The 15,425-nt window shown below is 58.5% G+C and carries 9 protein-coding genes; 2 read left to right on the plus strand and 7 right to left on the minus strand.

Annotated elements, in window-relative coordinates; genetic code table 11:
• Positions 1-10 precede the first annotated feature (10 nt).
• The 6 genes from RTN40_RS00135 to RTN40_RS00160 all read right to left on the minus strand — a co-directional run bounded on the left by RTN40_RS00135 (position 11) and on the right by RTN40_RS00160 (position 11,269).
• Positions 11-2,665 carry a nitrate reductase gene (locus RTN40_RS00135; protein ID WP_312226651.1) on the minus strand — a complete coding sequence of 885 codons (2,655 nt, stop codon included), beginning with the start codon at positions 2,663-2,665 and terminating at the stop codon, positions 11-13.
• On the minus strand, positions 2,662-6,738 hold the full coding sequence (nirB, locus tag RTN40_RS00140) for a nitrite reductase large subunit NirB (RefSeq protein ID WP_312226652.1): 4,077 nt from the start codon (positions 6,736-6,738) through the stop codon (positions 2,662-2,664). The genes RTN40_RS00135 and nirB overlap by 4 nt, the downstream gene beginning before the upstream one ends.
• Before the next feature lie 22 nt (positions 6,739-6,760).
• Positions 6,761-7,558, minus strand: coding sequence for an ABC transporter ATP-binding protein (locus RTN40_RS00145; RefSeq protein ID WP_312226653.1), 798 nt, complete (start codon positions 7,556-7,558; stop codon positions 6,761-6,763).
• 25 nt (positions 7,559-7,583) lie between these two features.
• Positions 7,584-8,504, minus strand: a complete 921-nt coding sequence (ntrB, locus tag RTN40_RS00150; RefSeq protein WP_312226654.1) for a nitrate ABC transporter permease — start codon at positions 8,502-8,504, stop codon at positions 7,584-7,586.
• A 14-nt stretch (positions 8,505-8,518) separates the two neighbouring features.
• A complete protein-coding gene (locus tag RTN40_RS00155) occupies positions 8,519-9,781 on the minus strand; it encodes a CmpA/NrtA family ABC transporter substrate-binding protein (RefSeq protein WP_312226655.1) in 1,263 nt (420 codons plus the stop codon).
• Between the two features lie 270 nt (positions 9,782-10,051).
• Positions 10,052-11,269 (minus strand): nitrate- and nitrite sensing domain-containing protein, encoded by a 1,218-nt coding sequence (locus RTN40_RS00160; protein ID WP_312226656.1) that lies wholly within the window; start codon positions 11,267-11,269, stop codon positions 10,052-10,054.
• Between the two features lie 120 nt (positions 11,270-11,389).
• Between RTN40_RS00160 and RTN40_RS00165 the strand changes: the two genes are divergently transcribed.
• Complete coding sequence (locus tag RTN40_RS00165; RefSeq protein ID WP_312226657.1) at positions 11,390-11,692, plus strand: VF530 family protein; 303 nt, start codon at positions 11,390-11,392, stop codon at positions 11,690-11,692.
• 7 nt (positions 11,693-11,699) lie between these two features.
• Positions 11,700-13,004: a glycoside hydrolase family 10 protein gene (locus tag RTN40_RS00170; RefSeq protein WP_312226658.1), complete on the plus strand. Its 1,305-nt coding sequence runs from the start codon at positions 11,700-11,702 to the stop codon at positions 13,002-13,004.
• Between the two features lie 14 nt (positions 13,005-13,018).
• Here RTN40_RS00170 and RTN40_RS00175 read toward each other — a convergent pair whose 3' ends face one another.
• Entirely contained in the window at positions 13,019-15,340 is a 2,322-nt protein-coding gene (locus RTN40_RS00175) for an FdhF/YdeP family oxidoreductase (RefSeq protein WP_312226659.1), read from the minus strand.
• Between the last annotated feature and the right edge of the window lie 85 nt (positions 15,341-15,425).

The raw sequence follows: 15,425 nt of genomic DNA on the forward strand, positions 1-15,425 counted from the left end.
CGTCTCACTACTAAGACATACCTGAATTCAAAGAGATCTGTTCGTCGATAATCGTTTTCAGCTCTGGAATACAGGAGCCGCAGTTAGTCCCACACTTAAGTTTTGCACCGAGCTGCTGCACGCTGCTACATCCCTGGCGTACGGCGTCAGCTATGGTCAATTCTCCCACCCCGAAGCAGCTGCAGATGGTTGCTCCGGCGGGAGTTTTGCCGTTTTCAGCTCTACCGGCTAGCAGAGCCAGACGCTGCTGCGCAGTCTGCGGGGGCTGGCTGAACGCGGCCACTATCGCCTGGCGCTCCAGTTCGGGACGCTCACGGTGTACGTAAAACGCCAGCTGTAGCTCACCGTCCCTCCACGCCAGCAGGTTGAAACCACCCTCGCCCAGGCGCGCTGACTGGCAAACCCACTGCTCAGTTTTGATGTACTCGTTCAGCCATGTCAGCCACTCCTCCGGCACAGAGGAGTCGGCCAGCACGTAGTGCGTGATGTTCGTCTGTGCGATCCGGCTCCAGTACGCCGTGGCGGGCGGGACCAGATGGCTGCCGCGGATAAACAGTTCGCCCTGCCATGCCGCCTGCCAGCGACGCAGGCTGACCGGCATGTGTTTGCTCTCCGGCTGGCCGGAAAGCGGATCGGTATGCGCCTCAACCAGCGCATCCACCCTCGCCTGCTGGCTAAACTGGCTGTTCCAGTGCATCGGCACGAATACGTTACCGCGCGGTTGCAGGCTATCAGGCTGGGCACGCAGCAGCAGCCAGCCATGGGATGATGAGACGCGCACAAGATCCCCGACGCGAATGTGTGGCGCATCATCGGGATGAAACTGACAATACGGCTCGCTGATATGTTGCATCAGGCGTGCAGATTTGCCGGTGCGGGTCATCGTATGCCACTGATCGCGGATCCTGCCGGTGTTCATGACCAGGGGATAAACATCCGTCGGCTGATTGAGCGGCAGCCGCGGCGTAATAGCGATCAGCCGCGCTTTTCCATCAGCATGGAAGAACCGCCCGTCGGTAAATAGTCGCTCCCTGCCCTGTGGGTTTGCCGCGTTGACCGGCCACTGCACCGGGCACAGCTCATCCCACTGCCGATCGGAGATCTGCGCGAGGCCGCTGATATCAAATGCCCGCGTGCCGTCGTTTTCAAAGCCGGACAGTGCCGCATGCTCGCGAAATATCTCTGCCGGATGTTGATACGCAAACGCCTCGCCAAATCCTAGCCGCTGGGCGACCTGGCTGAGGATCCACCAGTCAGGTTTAGCCTCTCCCGGCGCGGGCAGGAATGCGCGCTGGCGTGATATGCAGCGCTCAGAGTTGGTAACGGTGCCATTTTTCTCTCCCCAGGCCAGCGCTGGCAGGCAGATATGCGCCATGCGCGTTGTATCGGTATCGCGCATGACGTCGGAGACAATGATGAGCGGGCAACGTGCCAGCCCGGCACGTACCCGATCTGCGTCCGGCAACGAGACCAGCGGATTAGTACCCATGATCCATACTGCCTTTATCTGCCCCTGTTCTATAGCATGGAACAGCTCAACGGCGTTTAAGCCAGCGTTTTTTGTGACGTTGTCACTCTTCCAGAAACGCCCTACGCGGTCTATCTCTTCGCAAGTGAAGCCCATATGCGATGCCAGCTGGTTCGCCAGCCCGCCTACCTCCCGACCGCCCATGGCATTTGGTTGACCGGTTATCGAAAATGGACCGCACCCCTCGCGCCCTATTTTACCCGTCGCTAAATGCAGGTTTATGATGGCGTTACACTTATCCACGCCCGAGCTGGATTGATTAATGCCCATCGAATAGAGCGTTACCAGGCGATCGCTATCGGCAACCGTTTGATAAAACGCCCGCAGCTGCGCCAGCGGCAGTCCACAGAACTCAGCGGTTTTCGCCTCCGTCCAGTCACCTGCCGCCGCCAAAGTTTTCTCGACACCCTGAGTGTGGTGCTCCAGAAAGTGACTATCCAGCTTGCCACGCTCTGCCATCGCATTCAGCGCCCCGCAAAACAGCGCCGCGTCGCTGCCTGGACGCAGCTGCAGATGCAAATCGGCGATGTCGCAGGTGGCGGTTTGACGGGGATCGATGACGATAATGCGCATCTCCGGTCGCGTTTTTTTTGCCTGAGCCAGTCGCTGATACACTACCGGGTGCGCCCAGGCGGTGTTCGATCCGGTGAGGATTACGCAGTCGGCCAGCTCCAGATCCCGATAGCTGCACGGCACGGCATCGGCCCCAAAGGCCCGTTTATAGCCCACCACCGCCGAGGCCATACAGAGCCGCGAATTGGTATCCATATTCCCCGCGCCGATAAAGCCCTTCATCAGCTTGTTAGCGACGTAATAGTCCTCCGTCAGCAGCTGGCCGGAGCCGTAAAATGCCACCGCCTGCGGGCCATACTCATGAATGATGTTCTGCAATCCCTGAGCCACTGCATCTAAAGCCTGCGGCCAGCTTACCGGTTGGCGATCGATCTCCGGATGCAGCAGACGCCCTGCCAGATCCAGCGTCTCCCCTAAAGCACTGCCTTTAACACACAGTCGCCCAATATTGGCAGGGTGCGAATCGTCGCCGCAGGCGGTAAAGCCCCCTTGCAGGGACTGCATCCTGACGCCACAGCCTACGCCGCAGTAGGCGCAGGTGGTTGAAACCGGCGCGCTGCTCATAGGCTGACCGTCTCGATTATCTCGGTGGGCCGGGCCGTGTGGCTCGCAGGCTGCTCCTGCACCCAGACGCGTCCGCCCTCCACTTTCACCGGCCAGACGCTGAGCGTGCTCTGCCCATCGTCCACGCTGCGACCATCCCGCAAACGGAACCGCTGCTTATACAGAGGAGAAATCACTACCGGCTCACCCTTCACGTCGCCCAGCATGCCGCGAGCCAGCACGTTGGCGTCGCTGTTCGGCTCATGGTTGCTGAGAGCAAACACCTGCTGAGGATGATCCGGCAGATGGAACAGCGCAATCTGCTGATTGCTTAGCCGGGCCGCCATGCCCGCATTTGGCGGGATCGCACTCAGGTCACAGATCTCCACCCAGCCCTGCGCCGTCCGTACTTGTTCATCACTGTTAACAAAGGCTTTAAACAGTGCGAGCCGATCGGGGGTCGCCAACGTGGTCTGCCATTCGCACTGGTAGGTCTCAACCACGGCATTCATCTCGCTTTCAAGTTCGGCGGCGATGTGCAGGCTATCTTCCAGCACCACCTGACGCAGGTACTCCATGCCGCCCTCAAGATTATCCATCCAGGTGCTGGTACGCTGCAGACGGTCGGCGGTGCGGATATAGAACATCAGGAACCGATCCACGGTGCGGATCAGCGCCTCCGTGCTCAGGTCCTGGGCCAGCAGATCCGCGTGTCGCGGCTTCATGCCGCCGTTGCCGCAGACGTAGAGGTTCCAGCCCTTATCAGTAGCAATCACGCCGACGTCTTTGCTCTGCGCTTCGGCGCACTCACGCGTACAACCCGAGACGGCCATTTTAATTTTGTGCGGCGAGCGCAGGCCCTTATAGCGGTTCTCCAGCCGCAGCGCCAATGTGGTAGAGTCCTGCACGCCGTAGCGGCACCAGTTGGATCCGACGCAGGACTTCACCGTTCTCAATGACTTGCCATAAGCATGCCCGGTTTCAAATCCGGCCTCCACAAGCTGCTGCCAGATCTCCGGCAGCTGCTCTACCCGTGCACCGAAGAGATCGACCCGCTGCCCACCGGTGATTTTGGTATAGAGGTTGTAGCGTTTGGCCACCTGGCCGATGGCGATCAGCCCGTCCGGGGTGATCTCCCCGGCCGGAATGCGTGGCACTATTGAGTAGGTGCCATCTTTCTGGATATTGGCAAAAAAGCGATCGTTGGTATCCTGCAGCGGCAGATGCTGCGGCTTGAGCAGGTAATCATTCCAGCACGACGCCAGCACCGAACCCACCAGCGGCTTACAGATCTCACACCCGTGGCCTTGCCCGTGTTTACTGATAAGTTCATCGAAGCTGCGGATATTACCTACGCGCACCAGGTGGTAGATCTCCTGACGGGAATAAGCAAAATGCTCGCAAATATCCTTTTTCACCTCGACACCCATTTCACTCAGCGCGAACTCCATCACCTGTTTAGTCAGCGCCGCGCAACCGCCGCAGCCGGTGGCCGCTTTGGTGCAGGACTTAATCCCGGCCATGTCATCGCAACCGCTCTTTACGGCATTGCAGATGTCGGCTTTGCTGACGTTATGGCAGGAGCAAATCTGCGCTGCGTCCGGCAGCGCCGCAACGCCAAGCGACTGGCTTGCACCGCCCGCGCTGGCGGGAAGGATCAGCCCTTCCGGACTGGCGGGCAGCGGCATATCGTTGAGCATCATCTGCAACAGGGTGCTGTATTCACTGCTGTCGCCCACCAGCACCGCGCCCAACAGACGCTTGCGATCCGACGACACGACAATCTTTTTGTAGATCTCTGCCGGGCCATCCACCCAGCTATAGCTTTCACTCCCCGGCGTACGGCCATGGGCATCGCCCACTGACGCGACCTCAACGCCGAGCAGCTTCAGCTTGGTACTCATGTCCGCGCCCTTAAAGGCCGCCTCGCTGCCGGCAAGCGTCTCTGCCAGAGTTCGCGCCATCTGGTAACCCGGTGCCACCAGGCCGAAAATCTGCCCACTCCACAGGGCGCACTCCCCGACGGCAAATATGGCGGGATCGGAGGTGCGACATTGGTCATCAATCACAATCCCGCCGCGCGGGCCAACTTCCAGGCCGCACTCCCTGGCGAGCTGGTCGCGCGGGCGGATCCCGGCGGAGAAGAGCACCAGATCGGTCTCAAGATGACTGCCGTCGGCGAAGACCATTCGGTAATGACTGCTCTCCCCTGGAACGATCTCCCGCGTCTCTTTACTGGTATGCACTTGCACGCCAAGGGCTTCAATCTTACGACGCAGCATTGCCGCCCCGCCTTCGTCGAGCTGAACGCCCATCAGCCGTGGCGCGAACTCTACCACATGCGTTTGCAGACCAAGATGCTTCAGCGCGTTAGCCGCTTCCAACCCGAGCAGGCCGCCCCCGACAACCACGCCGACGCGGCCCTTCTCCGCGCAGGCCTGAATCGCCTCAAGGTCGTCGATAGTGCGATAGACCAGGCAGCCCGGCATATCGTTACCAGGAATGGGCGGCACAAACGGATAAGAGCCGGTCGCCAGAATCAGCACGTCATAAGCGGTCTGCCGCCCCTGCTTATCGACCACAAAACGGCGGTTGCGATCGACATGTTCAATGCCGTGCCCGAGACGCAGTTCAATCCCCGTGGACACAAAGAAGTCGCTCTCTACCATCGACAGCGACTCAGCGCTGCGGCCGGAGAAGTATTCCGAGAGATGCACCCGGTCGTAGGCTGGCCTGGTCTCTTCGGCGAAGACAATGATTTGATAGTGAAGATGCAGCTCACGTTCGACCAACTGCTGCAGAAAATGGTGACCTACCATGCCGTGTCCGGCCATCACTAAAACGGGTTTTGACATAACGTTGCTCCTCGCTATCTCCAGGGATAACGGCTCTTTCAGAAAAATGGGGTTGGACGCTTCCGGGGTAAACAGGCTTGACTGCGGATGGCCAAGGCGGGCGAAATACGCCGGTCCATCGTTGATGTCTCCCCACAGCAACACGCCCCGCAGCTGGTTATTCTGGATAAGCAGGCGGCGATAGTGGCCGTCGAAGGGGTCGAAGGTGGTGTGGATCTCAGCGTCATGCGTAGCATGTAGCGTTCCGGCGCAGAAGAGATGAATACCTGTAACCTTAAGGCGCAGCGGTACGTCATGGACGAGCATTGCTGGTGCACTCATCCCTGCCAGCCTGGCCGCCAGGGTTTCTGCCTGCTGCCAGCACGGAGCCACCAGCCCAAACGTCTGCTCACCTAACTGACAGCATTCGCCAATAGCCGAGATATGCGGATCGGAGGTTTGCAGCTGGTCATTTACCAGAATGCCGCGGGCGCAATCCAGCCCGACGGCTTGGGCAAGAGCAATATTGGGGCGCACACCGGCGGCAACGATAACGCGTCGGGCAGGAATTGCATGCCCGTCGCAAAGCTTAACGCTCTGCACCCTTCCCGTTTCGTCCGCCTCATAGGCTACCGTCTCTGCCTCCAGTACCGTCTCTATCCCTCGTGCCATCAGCTCGCCACGCAGTAGCCCTGCTACATGGGGATCCAGATGCTGATCCATCAGATGCGAACCACGATGCAAAAGAGTGACCTGCATACCGCGCAGGGCCAGCGCCGCAGCGGTCTCAATGCCGAGCACCCCGCCACCAATCACTACCGCCGGTTGCCCTGCAACAAGTTCGTGAAGAATGCTCTCTACGTCTTGCTGATTGCGGAAGCCGTGAATGCCCGGTAATTCCCCCCCCGGCAGCGGCGGCATAAAGGGTAGCGATCCGGTTGCCATCACCAGATAATCGTAACTTAGCTGCCGTCCGTTAACGTCCAGGATACGGGCCTCGCGATCAATCATGGTCACCGGGTAGCCGACGATTAACGTGACGTTGTAACGCTCGTACCAGGTGCGGTCGTGGGTAATGATGTCAGTAAAGCCTTTCTCACCCGCCAGCACCGGCGTAAGCATGATGCGGTTATAGGCAGGTTGCGCTTCGTCGCTAATGACTACGATGCGATAACGCGCCGGGGCCAGCTCGCACAGCTTCTCCACCAGCCGTACGCCTGCCATACCATTGCCAATCACCACCAGGACAGGTTTATCCATTCTGCTTACCTCGCCCGCTGTCTCAGGCCACGGCCCGGTGTTTTTCATGCAGGAAATGCAGCACCTGCTGGCGGTAGTGATGGAATCGCGGATCGTTCGCCAGGCTCAGCCGCGAGCGTGGGCGTTCCAGCTCGACATGCAGCACCTCACCGACCTTTGCCGCAGGTCCATTGGTCATCATCATGACTCGATCAGAGAGCAGCACCGCCTCGTCAACGTCATGAGTAATGAGCAGAATGGTGGTATTCAGGCGCGACTGGATCTCCATCACCGCATCCTGCAAATGGGCGCGGGTTAAGGCGTCCAGCGCGCCAAAGGGTTCGTCCATCAGCAGCACCTTCGGCTTCATCGCCAGCGCCCGGGCAATACCTACTCGCTGCTTCATGCCGCCGGAGATCTCCCCGGGACGTTTATGCATCGCATGCCCCATATGCACCAGCTCGAGATTGTGTTCGATCCACGCCTGCATCTCGCTCTTGCTCATCTTGCCTTTGAAGACCTGCTCTACCGCCAGGGCAACGTTGTCAAATGCGGTCAGCCACGGCAGCAGGGAGTGGTTCTGAAACACCACGCCGCGATCCGGGCCGGGGCCGCTGATCTCCTGGTCATCACAGAGTAGAACGCCTTCGGTGGGATGGCTCAGCCCGGCGATCAGGTTCAACAGCGTAGATTTCCCGCAGCCGGAGTGGCCGATCAGGCTGACGGTTTCGCCGCGTGCAAGCTCAAAGCTGACGTTGTCCAGGGCCAGAAACGGCCCTGATGCGGTTTGAAAGCGCTGGGTGACGTTTTCTACGCGGATAATGGCTTTTTCATGTTTCATATCTGGCTCCTGACGGTATTCGTGATTAATTGCCATAGCTAAAACGGCGAGCAATGGCCATCAGCCCCTGCTCGAGCAGCATCCCCACCACGCCAATCAGCAGGATGGCGATGATGATGTTTTCCACGTTGAGGTTGTTCCACTCGTTCCAGATCCAGAAACCAATCCCGACGCCGCCGGTGAGCATCTCTGCTGCGACAATCACCAGCCACGCAATACCAATCGACAGGCGAACCCCGGTCAGAATGTGCGGCAGCACGGCGGGAAAGAGGATTTTGCGCATAACGGTGAACTCGCTCAGCTTGAGCACCCGCGCCACGTTGAGGTAGTCCTGCGGAATACGCATCACCCCCTCGGCGGTGTTGAGGATCATCGGCCAGATTGAACAGATGAAGATGGTCCACGCCGAGGCAGGCTCTGCCCGCTGGAACAGCAGCAGGCCAATCGGCAGCCAGGCCAGCGGGCTGACCGGACGCAGCAAGGCAATGACCGGGTTGAGCATGTTGGCGATAAAGCTGAAACGGCCGATGAGAAACCCGAGAGGAATGCCTACCAGCGCCGCCAGGCCGAAACCCAGCGCCACGCGTTGGAGCGAGGCCAGCACGTTCCAGCCGATGCCCATATCGTTAGGCCCGGCAATATAAAACGGCTCGGCGAAGATGATCTTTGCCGCTTCCCAGGTTTTCAGCGGCGTAGGGAAGCCGTTGCTGCTGAGGGCGGCAATCTGCCAGAGGACAATCAGCACAACTGCCCCCAGCATCCCAGGCACCGCTTTTTTTAATCCGCCGCGTAGCGCTTCGCGAAATTGATTAATAGGCGCAGTTTTAGTTACCTCCGGCTGCGGCGTCGGAGCCGCCGTCTTCAGGGGGAGGATCTCAGCACTCTCCGGCTCGGCGGCCAGCGCAACAATATTCGTGTTTATAACAACGTTAGTTTTTGTGTTCATAGTCTTGGCCTCACTTAGCGTTTCATGGCAAAACTGTTGGCGTATTCAGCGGGGTTGCTGCCGTCCCATACCTTGCCGTCGAACAGGGTGCTGCTACGCATATCGCTGGCGGGCAGGCTGATGCCCCCTGCTGCTGCTGCCTGCTTATAGATGTCGGTGCGGTTGATCTTCTTAGCGATGGCCAGATAGTCCGGGTCGCTATCGATAAGTCCCCAGCGTTTGTGCTGGGTCAGAAACCATATGCCGTCTGAGAGATACGGATAGTTCACTGCGCCCTCGTTGAAGAAGCGCATGCCGTGAGCGTCTTTCCACTTTTTGCCCAGCCCGTTGTCATAGTCGCCGAGCATCCGTCCCTGAATAGTTTCTGGGGAAGTGTTGACGTAGGCGCGCCCTGCTATGGCCTTCGCCGTTTCGATACGGTTAGCGTCTGAGGTATCAATCCAGCGAGACGCTTCCAGCACGGCAGCGGTCAGGGCGCGAGCCGTATTAGGATTGGCGGCAACCCATGCGGAGGTGGTGCCAAGAATTTTCTCCGGGTGATCGGGCCAGATCTCCTGGGTCGTGGCGGCGGTAAAGCCAATCCCGTCGAGGATGGCGCGCTGGTTCCAGGGTTCACCCACGCAGTAGCCGCTCATATTGCCGATCTTCATATTCATCACCATCTGCGGCGGCGGCACCACGACGTTGCGGACGTCGTTAAACGGATGGATCCCGGCGTTAGCCAGCCAGTAGTAGAGCCACATAGCATGGGTGCCGGTGGGAAACGTCTGGGCAAAGGTGTAGGTTCCCTTCGGACTGGCATCGATGGTTTTCTTTAGCGAAGCTGCATCGGTCACGCCCGCCTCTTTCAGCTGGTTCGAGAGGGTGATCGCCTGACCGTTATTGTTGAGGGTCATCAGCATCGCCATATCATGCTGCGGGCCAGAGACGCCGAGCTGCAGTCCGTATACCAACCCGTACAGTACATGAGCAGCATCTAGCTCACCGGAGACCAGCTTGTCGCGCACCGACGCCCAGCTGGACTCTTTGCTGAGGGTGATTTTGATCCCGTATTTCTCATCAAACTTCTTCACCGCCGCCATCACCACCGAGGCACAGTCCGTTAAGGGGATAAAGCCCACGCGGATCTCTTTTTTCTCTGGTGCATCAGAACCCGCCGCCCAGACGCTGTTCATAAAGCCCGGCAACATCATGCTGCCGCCCAGCAACGCACTGTTTGCCAGAAATCGGCGGCGGGAGAGACTCACCAGGGTGTTGTTGTTATCGTCTTGCTTCATTGCGGCTTCCTGTATGGTGAAAAATGCGCAAAAAAAAGCGTCCAGTTAGCGCTCAGTCTCCTGAACGCTAACGGACGCCTTTATCCGAAACGCTGACTAAACCGCCGTTGGCTTAGTCGCTATGTGCTTTGTTGATAATGCAGCTTGTGTGCCAACTTCTGGTCCCCTTTAAAATCAGGGCAATAGGTTAAAATCGACGGTGAGTAGAGATCGCCCTGCACCGCAACGGTTTGCCATTTGCACACCGTCGGTGCAGCTACTCCTTAAGTGTTATGATGCAGATCTGCTCATCACAGCCGCTACAGAGAGCATCGCTTGCGCAATTTCTGTCAGCTTCTTATTCTGCTTCATCGCCATATCGCGCAGCACCTTATGCGCCTGCGGCTCGCTCATCCCATGATGCTGCATCAAAAGGCTTTTGGCGCGCTCTACCAGCTTTCGGTCGGCAAGCGTGGCGCGCAGCGCAGCCAGCTCAGTATCCTGAGCCTGTAGCTGGCGAGACTGCTGCTCAATAAGCTCAAGCACGGAACGGCTGAGCTGGGGTGGGATCAGCGCCGCATAGTGGATATCCTGCTGCGGCAGCTCCGCAATCTCCTGCTGTTGTAGTGCACCAGAGCGTTGTGCCTCGCAGATCCGCTGTTCGCAGCAGACCATTAACCGCGCCTCCAGCCGATCCTCAATGAGTTTCATGCCGTCTATGCGTGCGGTGGTAATGTCAAACCAGCGCAGCGCGAGATCGATGGCTTCGCCGGAAGGGGTTGCGCAGGTGCAGGCGATACGGCGGAAACGCTCCAGCTCGCTGCTTTCCGTGCCCTGCTGCTCCTGCCACAGCGCCAGAGCGTGCTCATCAGCGAACTCCATAAAGGTGTGAAAGCAGCGCTCCTGCCCCTCAATCAGCGCCAGCAGCTGCTGATGGGCATGCTCATCAAAGTGCCGCGAGGTAAAGCCAGCCGCGGCCAGGGCGCGCTCCTGCCCGGCCAGCTCTTTACCCTGCATAAAGCTGAACATGGCCAGCAGCGCGCGTGACACCGTGGGATCCCCGGAGGTGTCGGCGGCTTCGAATACCAGCCCCAGATGGGTGCGGATCACTTCGCTATAGCGGCTCATAGCCTCGGGCTGTTGAATACTTAGCGCCGCAACCTGTTTTCGCAGCGAAGGCAAGCTGCTCAGGCTGTGTAGCGCGGTGGCGATGCGGCTGAACAGCCGCGATGCGTTAGCCATCGGCTGCCCGGCGAGATCAAGTGCCACCAGCTGTTTATCCACCGCCTCAGCGGCCTGCTGGACCTGACGCGCCCGCTCGCTAAGCCGGTCGCCCCAGGTATCACCCTGTGAACAGAGATAGATGTTTGCCGTGCCCCGCTCGCGCTGCAGGACATGGATTAGCTGGCTGACAGCCCCCACCAGTTTGCTCATTTGCAGCAGCTGTTGTAGGCCGATGATTTCACTTCGTCTGGCAGCCAGGACGAAATCGAGGGCAGAAAGAGGCATATCAGTACCTGCGCTGAAGAAACGTACCGGAATGAAGCAAAAAACATGCCGCATTTCCCCCTTTTCTTTTACTCCGCGCCCGCTATTCTAATCACCACATCCCAAACCATCGGACTGGTTATGACTGCACACGTATCTAAAGACCCTTTGCACGGCGTAACGCTTGAAATGCAGGTGAATGCCCTGGTGGCGCGCTATGGCTGGGGCGAACTAAGCAAACTTATTAATATAAACTGCTTTAAAAACGATCCCAGCGTAAAGTCGAGCCTAAAGTTTTTGCGCCGCACGCCCTGGGCGCGCGCGGAGGTGGAAGCACTCTACTTAGATTCACTGGACAGGGATCCACTGGATGATGCCGTCCCGGAGAAACAGGACGAGCCTGCTTTTAACCCATGGGCTAATAGCCGCCTGAATAAGAGCTGAAAAAGAGATGGCGCGACACATTACACGGTTAGGCGCACTGGTTGGCTGCGCGCTTTTACTTGCCAGCTGCTCTTCTAAACCACCGAAATCACTGATTACCCCGCTTCCGCCCGTAACGAAGCAGCCTCTGCCGGATAGCACTGCCCGGAGTAATGAGCCGGTGCGCGGCGTCTGGCTGACGACGGTCTCTCGTCTCGACTGGCCGCCGGCGTCATCGGTTACTGCCAGCCCCGCGCTGCGCATCAGCCAGCAGCAGAAGGCGTTAACGGATAAGCTGGACAATCTGAAACGCCTCGGGGTCAATACCGTCTTTTTCCAGGTGAAGCCTGACGGTACTGCTCTGTGGCCCTCTAAGATCCTGCCGTGGTCAGATATGCTCACCGGCTCTATCGGCACCGATCCCGGCTACGATCCGCTGCAGTTCATGCTGGATGAGGCCCACAAGCGTGGCATGAAGGTGCACGCCTGGTTTAACCCCTACCGCGTCTCCACCAATACCAAACCCGGTACCGTTGCCGAGCTGAACCGCACCCTACCGCTCAATCCCGCCAGCGTGTTTGTGCTGCACCGCGACTGGATCCGCACCTCCAGCGATCGCTACGTGCTTGACCCCGGCATTCCGGAGGCGCGGGACTGGATCACCAGCATCGTGGCGGAGGTGGTGGCTCACTATCCGGTGGACGGCGTGCAGTTTGATGACTACTTCTATACGGAAACGCCCGGCTCTACCCTTAACGATAATCAAACCTTTCAGAAATATGGCAGCGGCTTTGCCTCAAAGGCAGACTGGCGGCGCAACAACACGCAGCAGCTGATCGAGCAGGTGTCACGCACCATTAAGCAGCTGAACCCTAACGTAGAGTTTGGCGTGAGTCCCAGCGGCGTGTGGCGCAACCGCTCTCATGATCCTGCCGGGTCCGATACGCGTGGTGCGGCGGCCTATGATGAGTCCTATGCCGATACGCGTCTGTGGGTACAGAAAGGCCTTGTCGATTACATCGCCCCGCAGATCTACTGGCCCTTCTCACGGGATGCAGCGCGCTATGATGTGCTGGCGAAGTGGTGGGCAAACGTGGTGAAACCCACCCATACGCGGCTCTATATTGGCGTGGCGCTGTATAAGGTAGGTGAACCGTCGAAAACCGAGCCGGACTGGACGGTCAACGGCGGCGTACCAGAGCTGAAAAAGCAGCTCGATCTCAACGATGCCCTGCCAGAAATCGGCGGCACCATTCTGTTCCGCGAGAACAACCTCAATCAGCCCCAGGCCCAGCAGGCGGTAAACTACCTGCGGAGCCGCTGGGGCAGTTGATTAGCTAATGTTGATTAGCGAAGCGCGCCGGAGGTGGTGACCGCCTCCACGCGCTCCATCGCTATCGGGATGCTCTTATAGGCCGGGATACCGCTTTTGGTATCATGGCTGTCTAGCGGCACCATTACGTTAGCTTCCGGGTAATATGCGCCTACGGAACCCGGCGCCATGTCGATCACCACCACGGTCAGGTTGTGCATGCGCCGCTCGGTGGCGTTGCCTTCGCTATCAAGCGCAACGATGTTGACCTGATCCCCTACCCGCAGGTTGCGCTTCTCGGCCTCATCGGCATTAATAAACAGCACGTCCCGCCTGCCGGTCACGCCGCGATAGCGGTCATTCAGGCCATACAGCGTGGTGTTGTACTGATCGTGGCTGCGCAGCGTGGTCAACACCAGGTCGTGGCACTTCAGCGAGTGGGGATCTTCATTGATGCCCTGCATGATTTTAAATTCAGCTTTGCCGGAAGGCGTATTCCAGATCCGCTCCGATGCCGTATTACGCAGGCGGAAACCACCCGGCTTTTTCACCCGCTCATTGAAGTTGTCGAAGCCGGGGATCGTCGCCTCGATGGCATCGCGAATAAAGCTGTAGTCGCCTACCATTCTATCCCAGTTGACCACCGTGTTCGGCAGCGTTGCTTTTGCTAATGCGGCGACCAGCGCCGGTTCGGATTTCAGGTGCGGCGAGGCTGGTTCCAGCGAACCGTGAGAGGCATGCACCATCGACATAGAGTCCTCGACGGTAATGCTCTGCTCGCCGGAGACCTGAACATCCCGTTCTGTACGGCCCAGTACCGGAAGCAGATAGTTGTGTTTGCCCAGCAGCAGGTGGGAACGGTTGAGCTTGGTCGCCATGTGCACGACCAGGTCGAGCTTGCGCATCGCCGGGAAGGTGACCTGCGGATCGGAGATCGCTTCCGCGAGGTTACCTCCCAGACAGAGCAGCGCCTTAACGTGACCGTCGCGCATCGCCTGAATAGCCGCGACGGCACCATGGCCGTGTTTCTGCGGCGGCGTAAAGCCAAAGACCTTTTCGATGCTGTCCAGCAGCGACTGTGGCGGGATCTCGGTAATACCGACGGTACGATCGCCCTGCACGTTGGAGTGGCCGCGCAGCGGACAGATGCCGGCCCCTTTTTTGCCGATATTGCCGCGCATCAGCAGCAGATTGGCGATCTGCTGAACGTTCTGCGTACCGTACTGGTGCTGTGTGATGCCCATGCCGTAGCAGATGATTGTCCGCTCGGCGTTAGCATACAGGCGGGCAACATGCTGGATCTCTTTACGTTCCATGCCGGAGACCTTCAGGATATGCGCCCACTCGGTAGCATCAAGGTCGGCTTTTAGCGCCTCAAATCCCTGGGTATGCTCGCGAATAAACGCCTCGTCTATTACTCCCGGCTCGCCTTTGGCTTTCGCCTCTTCATGCATCGCCAGCAGGATTTTCATCACCCCTTTCAGCATTGCCGCGTCGCCGCCGACCCGCACTTTATAGTAGGTCGATGCAAGCTCAGTGGAGCTGAGAGAGAGCATCTCGATAGGGCTTTGCGGCGAGGTGAATCGCTCCAGACCTCGCTCGCGCAGCGGGTTAATGGCTACGATGGTTGCGCCACGTTTCGAGACCTCCCGCAGGGTGCCGAGCATCCGCGGATGATTAGTCCCTGGGTTATGGCCGATACAGAGCACCAGATCGCAGTGGTCAAAGTCCTCTAGCTCAACGGTTCCTTTGCCTACGCCGATGGATTCAGGCAGGCCGACGCTGGTAGGTTCATGGCACATGTTCGAGCAGTCAGGGAAGTTGTTGGTACCGTACTCGCGGGCGAAGAGCTGCCAGAGAAATGCCGCTTCGTTGGAGGCGCGGCCGGAAGTATAGAACTCAACGCTGTCAGGATCGTCATAGCTATGCAGATGCTCGCCAATCTCTCTGAAGGCGGTCTCCCACTCGATGGGCTGGTAGGTATCGCTGGCGGGATCGTATTTCATCGGATGGGTCAATCTGCCTTCGCCTTCCAATTCAAAGGCGTTACGCTCCCACAGTTCGCTGACGGTATGGGCGGCAAAAAATTCGGGGGTGGTACGTTTGCTGGTGGCTTCCCAGGAGACAGCTTTCGCGCCGTTTTCACAGAACTCAAACGAGGAGGCGTGCTGCGGATCGGGCCAGGCGCAGCCTGGGCAGTCGAAGCCTTGTGGCTGGTTAACCTTGAACAGGGCAATGACGTCCTGCTTTACCGACATCTGGCCGCGTATTGCGTCGGCAACGGCTTTTAATGCTCCCCAACCGCCTGCTGAACCGCCATAGGGTTTGATACCGATAGTACGATTTTGCTCTTTCATAATGCTCCACAATTGCTTTTACCTTTTCTGTAAGCCTGGTACAGGAATTGTGGGTAGGTGAACTAATCGGAACAAAAACTCATTA

The organism is Pseudescherichia sp. (genome assembly GCF_031987975.1).
Lineage (GTDB): Bacteria > Pseudomonadota > Gammaproteobacteria > Enterobacterales > Enterobacteriaceae > Pseudescherichia.

Bases quoted from the DNA above. Each gene is read 5' to 3' on its own strand.
- RTN40_RS00135 (WP_312226651.1), bottom strand. From the start codon at position 2,665: ATGAGCAGCGCGCCGGTTTCAACCACCTGCGCCTACTGCGGCGTAGGC.
- nirB (WP_312226652.1), bottom strand. From the start codon at position 6,738: ATGGATAAACCTGTCCTGGTGGTGATTGGCAATGGTATGGCAGGCGTA.
- RTN40_RS00145 (WP_312226653.1), bottom strand. From the start codon at position 7,558: ATGAAACATGAAAAAGCCATTATCCGCGTAGAAAACGTCACCCAGCGC.
- ntrB (WP_312226654.1), bottom strand. From the start codon at position 8,504: ATGAACACAAAAACTAACGTTGTTATAAACACGAATATTGTTGCGCTG.
- RTN40_RS00155 (WP_312226655.1), bottom strand. From the start codon at position 9,781: ATGAAGCAAGACGATAACAACAACACCCTGGTGAGTCTCTCCCGCCGC.
- RTN40_RS00160 (WP_312226656.1), bottom strand. From the start codon at position 11,269: ATGCCTCTTTCTGCCCTCGATTTCGTCCTGGCTGCCAGACGAAGTGAA.
- RTN40_RS00165 (WP_312226657.1), top strand. From the start codon at position 11,390: ATGACTGCACACGTATCTAAAGACCCTTTGCACGGCGTAACGCTTGAA.
- RTN40_RS00170 (WP_312226658.1), top strand. From the start codon at position 11,700: ATGGCGCGACACATTACACGGTTAGGCGCACTGGTTGGCTGCGCGCTT.
- RTN40_RS00175 (WP_312226659.1), bottom strand. From the start codon at position 15,340: ATGAAAGAGCAAAATCGTACTATCGGTATCAAACCCTATGGCGGTTCA.